The organism is Lentzea sp., from assembly GCF_036380075.1.
GTDB lineage: Bacteria > Actinomycetota > Actinomycetes > Mycobacteriales > Pseudonocardiaceae > Lentzea.
This window is the reverse complement of sequence record NZ_DASVFL010000093.1, coordinates 1-5,631: the sequence shown is the minus strand read 5'-3', so window position 1 is coordinate 5,631 and position 5,631 is coordinate 1. Positions and strand designations below refer to the sequence as shown.

5 protein-coding genes are annotated in these 5,631 nt (G+C 70.8%); 4 read left to right on the top strand and 1 reads right to left on the bottom strand.

Annotation, left to right across the window (positions count from 1 at the left end; translation table 11 throughout):
* The coding region (locus tag VF330_RS11325) for a LacI family DNA-binding transcriptional regulator (RefSeq protein ID WP_330851495.1) at nt 1–480 on the bottom strand (480 nt) is incomplete at its 3' end.
* Nucleotides 481–626: 146 nt separating this feature from the next.
* Here VF330_RS11325 and VF330_RS11320 point away from each other — a divergent pair.
* The 4 genes from VF330_RS11320 to VF330_RS11305 are packed head-to-tail and all read left to right on the top strand — an operon-like array spanning nt 627 to nt 5,453.
* Nucleotides 627–2,252, top strand: a complete 1,626-nt coding sequence (locus tag VF330_RS11320) for a glycoside hydrolase family 13 protein (protein ID WP_330851494.1) — start codon at nt 627–629, stop codon at nt 2,250–2,252.
* Between the two features lie 16 nt (nt 2,253–2,268).
* Nucleotides 2,269–3,630 (top strand): ABC transporter substrate-binding protein, encoded by a 1,362-nt coding sequence (locus VF330_RS11315; protein WP_330851493.1) that lies wholly within the window; start codon nt 2,269–2,271, stop codon nt 3,628–3,630.
* A 3-nt stretch (nt 3,631–3,633) separates the two neighbouring features.
* Nucleotides 3,634–4,596: a sugar ABC transporter permease gene (locus VF330_RS11310; protein WP_330851492.1), complete on the top strand. Its 963-nt coding sequence runs from the start codon at nt 3,634–3,636 to the stop codon at nt 4,594–4,596.
* The gene (locus VF330_RS11305; protein WP_330851491.1) at nt 4,593–5,453 is read left to right on the top strand and encodes a carbohydrate ABC transporter permease; all 861 of its coding nucleotides are present in this window, start codon (nt 4,593–4,595) and stop codon (nt 5,451–5,453) included. Before VF330_RS11310 ends, VF330_RS11305 begins: the two co-directional genes overlap by 4 nt.
* Nucleotides 5,454–5,631 lie beyond the last annotated feature (178 nt).

Genomic DNA, 5,631 nt, shown 5'->3' with positions numbered 1-5,631 from the left:
GCCCGTGGTGAGCGGGTTCGGTGCGTAGCTGTCGATCGCGAGGACCGGTGTGGCACCGGTGACCTGGCGGCTCAGGTCGGCGACCTCCTCGTCCAGGAAACCCAGCAGTACCGCGCCGTCGAGGCTCCACGACCGCAGTGCCTCGCCGATCTCCGAGGTGTCGGCGACGCCGCGCAGCAGCAGGTGGTAGCCGCGTTTGCGGAGTCTGCGCTCTATCTGGCCGATGATCGCGATGTTGTGCGGGCTGATCGCGAGGCTGTCCTCGTCGGCCGCGGGCACCAGGAGTCCGACCAGCCGGGACTGGTTGGCGGCGAGGCTGCGGGCCGACGCGCTCGGCACGTAGCCCCGTTCGTCGATGATCCGGCGCACGCGCTCGACGGTCTCGGTCGAGACCCGTGCGCTCTTGCCGTTGATCACGTTGGACACGGTCATCACGCTGACGCCCGCCGCCTCAGCGATGTCCTTCAAGGTGACCCGCAAGAGCTGCTCCTCCGAATTCCGTCGTTGACACCTTCCGTGCCGAGGGCTAGCTTTCCACATCACGCAGATGTAGCGCTAAACCTAATCTGATCAGCGACGATCGGCAGGTTGTGGCGCGTCTGGACTCGAGAAGAGGGAGTAACGTCGTGACGACGGACCTGCCACCGCCCTGGTGGCGTGGCGCGGTGATCTACCAGATCTACCCGCGCAGCTTCGCCGACGCGGGCGGCGACGGGACCGGTGACCTCGCCGGCGTGCGCGCCCGGCTGGGCCACCTGCGCGACCTGGGGGTGGACGCCGTCTGGTTCACGCCCTGGTACCTCTCGCCGATGGCCGACGGCGGCTACGACGTGGCCGACTACCGCGCGATCGACCCCGCCTTCGGCACGCTGGCCGACGCCGAGGCGCTCATCACCGACGCGGCCGCGCTGGGCATCCGCACGATCGTGGACGTGGTGCCGAACCACGTCTCCAGCGACCACGCCTGGTTCCGGGAGGCGTTGGCCGCCGGTCCCGGATCGCCCGAGCGCGCACGGTTCTGGTTCCGCGAGGGCCGGGGCGAGCACGGCGAGCTGCCACCGACGAACTGGCGGTCGAGCTTCGCGGGCGGCACCTGGACCCGTGTTCCCGACGGCCAGTGGTACCTGCACCTGTTCGCGCCGGAGCAGCCCGACCTGAACTGGAACCACCCCGACGTGCGACGTGAGCACGAGGAGGTGCTGCGGTTCTGGTTCGACCGCGGTGTGGCGGGCATCCGCGTCGACTCGGCGTCCATGCCGGTCAAGGACCCCGCGCTGCCCGAGGTGCCGGAGACCTGCGCCGCGGGCGAGCACCCGTTCGTCGACCGCGACGAGCTGCACGACATCTACCGCGGCTGGCGCGCCGTCGCCGACTCCTACGACGAGCCCCGCGTGCTGGTCGGCGAGGTGTGGCTGGACGACCGGAAGCGCTTCGCCCGCTACCTGCGTCCCGACGAGATGCACTCGGCGTTCAACTTCGACTTCATGGGCCGCCCCTGGGACGCCAAGGAGCTGCGCGACTCGATCCAGTCCACTTTGGACGCCCATGCCCCGGTGGGCGCGCCCGCGACGTGGGTGCTGTCCAACCACGACGTGACCCGTCCGGTGACCCGCTACGGCCGTGCCTCGACGTCGTTCTCGTTCCTGGCCAAGCGGTTCGGCGAGCCGACCGACCAGGAGCTGGGGGAGCGGCGGGCACGGGCGGCGGCGTTGCTGACCGCGGCGCTGCCCGGCGCGCTCTACCTGTACCAGGGTGACGAGCTGGGGTTGCCCGAGGTGGAGGACCTGCCGCTGGAGGTGCTGCAGGACCCGATGCACTTCCGGTCCGAGGGCGTCGACCCCGGACGCGACGGGTGCCGCGTGCCGTTGCCGTGGACGCGCGAAGGCCGGTCGTACGGCTTCGGGCCCGAGCACGGGGAACCGCCCTGGTTGCCGCAGCCCGCCGGGTGGGGAGAGCTGTCGGTGGAGGCCCAGCAGGACGATGCGGGGTCGATGCTCTCGCTGTACCGGGCCGCGCTCGGGCTGCGTCGCGCCGAGGCCGGGTTGCGCGGGGAGTCCTTCGACTGGCTCGACCTGGGCCCGGACGCGATCGCGTTCCGCCGCGACGACGTGGTCTGCGTGGTGAACTTCGGGCCCGACCCGCTGCCGCTGCCGCCACACCAGGAGGTGCTGCTGACCAGCGCCCCACCCACCGCCGCCCCGCTCGACGGCACCCGCCTGCCCACCGACGCCGCCGCGTGGCTGCGCGCGTAGTTCCCCTGGAGAGACAATGAAGTCTTACCGTCTGACAGCCGCCGCGCTGGTCCTGCCCCTGGTCCTCACCGCGTGCGGTTCCAGCCCCGGCGACGAGCTCAACGCCGACGGCAAGGTCGTCCTCACCGTCGCGATGGACGCGGGCCTCGAGCCGAAGGCGATCGAGGCGTTCAACGCCCGCGTCGCCGACTTCGAGAAGGCCAACCCGGACGTCGACGTCAAGCCGCAGGAGTACACCTGGACGGCGGCGACGTTCACCGCGCAGCTCGCGGGCGGGACGGCGCCGGACGTGCTGACCGTGCCGTTCACCGACGGTCGCGGGCTCATCGAGCGCAGGCAGATCGCCGACATCAGCGGCCGGGTCGCCGGGCTGCCGTACGCGTCGTCGCTCAACCCGGTCGTCGCCAAGGCGGGGCAGTCCGCCGACGGCAAGCAGTGGGCGATGCCGATCGCCGCCTACGGGCAGGCGCTGCACTACAACCGCACGCTGTTCACGCAGGCCGGGCTCGATCCGGACAAGCCGCCGGCCACGTGGGCGGAGATCCGCAGCGCCGCCAGGCAGATCTCCGAACGCACCGGGCAGGCCGGCTACGCGCAGATGACCCAGGGCAACACCGGCGGGTGGATCCTCACCACGCTCGACTACGCGTTCGGCGGGCGCACCGAGAAGCTCAACGGTGACACCGCCGAGGCGACCGTCGACTCCCCGGAGATGACCGAGGTCCTCACCACGCTGCGGGCGATGCGCTGGGACGACAACTCGATGGGCGCCAACTTCCTCTACGACTGGGCGGGCATCAACCAGGACTTCGCCGCCGGCCGCATCGGGATGTACGTCTCGGGCGGCGGCAACTACGGCAACCTGGTCACCCAGAACGGACTCAAGCCCGCCGACTACGGCGTGGCGGCGCTGCCTCTCGCGAGCAAGCCCGACGCGGGTGTGCTCGGCGGCGGGACGCTCGCCGTCGTCAGCTCCGGCACCGGTGAGCTCGGCAAGGACGCCGCCGTGAAGTGGATCGACTTCTACTACATGGGCAAGCTCACGAACCAGGACGCGGCGGTGGCCGACGCGAAGACGCTGGCCGACACCAAACAGCCCGTCGGCGTGCCCGCGCTGCCGGTGGTGGACCGCGCCACCTACGACAAGCAGCAGGAGTGGGTCAAGCAGTACGTGAACGTGCCGCTGGGCCAGATGAAGCCCTACACCGACAGGATGTTCGACCAGCCGCTGGTCACCGAGCCCACCAGGTCCACCCAGGAGGTCTACAAGATCCTGGACACGACGGTGCAGACGTTGCTCACCGACCGGGGCGCCGACGTCGCCGCGCTGCTCGCCAAGGCCGACGCCGACGCGCAGGCCACGATGGGCCGGGGCTGACCGGTGGCCGTCCAGTCCCCTGTCCGCGCGGTGGCGGCCGTCCCGCCGCCACCGCGCGCTCCCCGGCGCCGCCGCTCGCCGGTCACGTGGGTCCGGCGCGGCGGGCTGACCACCCTGCTGTTCCTGGTGCCGCTGCTGGTGGTGTTCGGGGTGTTCTCGTGGGCGCCGATCGTGCAGTCGGTCGTGATGAGCTTCCAGCGCACGAACCTCGTCGGGCCGGTCACGTTCGTCGGCCTCGACAACTTCGCCCAGGTGCTCGGCGACCCCCTCCCGTGGACGGCCGTGCGCAACACGCTGTGGTTCGCGGTGCTGGCACTGGTGTTCGGGTACCCGATCCCGCTGGTCGCCGCCGTGCTGATCAGCGAGGTCCGGCAGCGCAAGGGCCTCTTCAGCGCGCTGGCCTACCTGCCGGTGGTCGTGCCGCCCGTGGTGGCGGTGCTGCTGTGGAAGTTCTTCTACGACGCCAGTCCGTCCGGCGTGTTCAACACCGTGCTGGGCTGGGCCGGCCTGGGGCCGTGGCAGTGGCTGCAGGACCCCGGCAGCGCCATGCCCGCGCTGGTGCTGGAGGCGACCTGGGCCGCGGCCGGCGGCACCGTGATCATCTATCTGGCCGCGCTGGCCGGGGTGCCCGCCGAGCAGTACGAGGCCGCCGAGATCGACGGCGCCGGCATCTGGCGCAAGATCTGGCACGTCACGCTGCCGCGGTTGCGCGGGGTGCTGCTGGTGACGTTCATCCTGCAGATCATCGGCACGGCGCAGGTGTTCCTCGAACCGTTCCTGTTCACCGGCGGCGGTCCCGCCAACTCGACCATGACCATCCTGTTGCTGATCTACGACTACGCCTTCGCCAGCAGTCTCGGCGGTGACTACGGCGCCGCCACCGCTCTGAGCATCATGCTCGCCGTGGTGCTGGCCGTGCTCTCGGCCCTCTACCTGCGGGTGACCAAGTCCTGGAGCGCCTCGTGACACGCGGGCTGATCTCGCCGTCGGAGTGGGGCACGCCGGCGGTCCGCCGGACGGTGCGCCTGGTGCAGGCCCTGTTGCTGGGCGCGTTGCTGCTCACCGGTCTCGGACCGGTGCTGTGGCTCGCGAAGGCCGCCGTCACGCCCACCCAGGACACGTTGCGCACGCCGCTGTCGCTCTTCCCGAGCGGCTTCGACCTGGCCAACCTCGCCACGGCGTGGACGCGGGTGGAGATCGACAGGTACTTCCTCAACACCGTGGTGATCGCCGCCGGGTCGTGGCTGGTGCAGCTCGTCGTGGCGACCACGGCCGGCTACGCGCTGGCGATCCTGCGGCCTCGCTACGGCAAGCTCGTCACGGCCGTCGTGCTGGGGACGCTGTTCGTCCCGTCGATCGTGCTGCTGGTGCCGCTGTACCTGACGGTCGTGCGCAGCGGGATGATCAACACGTTCTGGGCGGTGTGGCTGCCCGCGGGCGCCAGCGCGTTCAACGTCGTCCTGGTGCAACGGTTCTTCGCGAACCTGCCGCGCGAGGTGCTGGAGGCCGCACGGGTCGACGGCGCCGGTCCGGTGCGGGTGTTCTGGTCGGTGGTCCTGCCGCCGTCGCGCCCGATCCTGGGCGTGGTGTCGGTGTTCGCCGTCGTGGCCAGCTGGAAGGACTTCCTCTGGCCGCTGCTGGTGCTGCCCGACCCGGCGGTGCAGCCGCTGTCGGTGCGGTTGCCCGCGTTGCAGCGCTACGTCGAGCTCGACGTGTTCCTCGCCGCGCTCGCCATCTCGTCGGTCATCCCCGTGGCGCTCTTCCTGGTGTTCCAACGGCTGTTCCTGCAGAGCGGTGCGCTCGAGGGAGCGGTCAAAGGCTAGGCCCTGTCCCGATTCGCCTTGGAGAACAACAACGATGTTGAAGAAACTCCCCGCGGCCGTGAAGGTCGCGGTACTGAGCGCTGTCCTCGTGGCGGGCGGATTGGCCGCCACCACAACGGTTCTGGCCGCCCCGGTCGTCCACCAGGCCGAGTCCGCCGCCCTGTCCGGTGGCGCCCGC

What these genes read in the sequence shown, in the direction of transcription:
- VF330_RS11315 (WP_330851493.1), top strand. Translation starts at nt 2,269, where the DNA reads ATGAAGTCTTACCGTCTGACAGCCGCCGCGCTGGTCCTGCCCCTGGTC.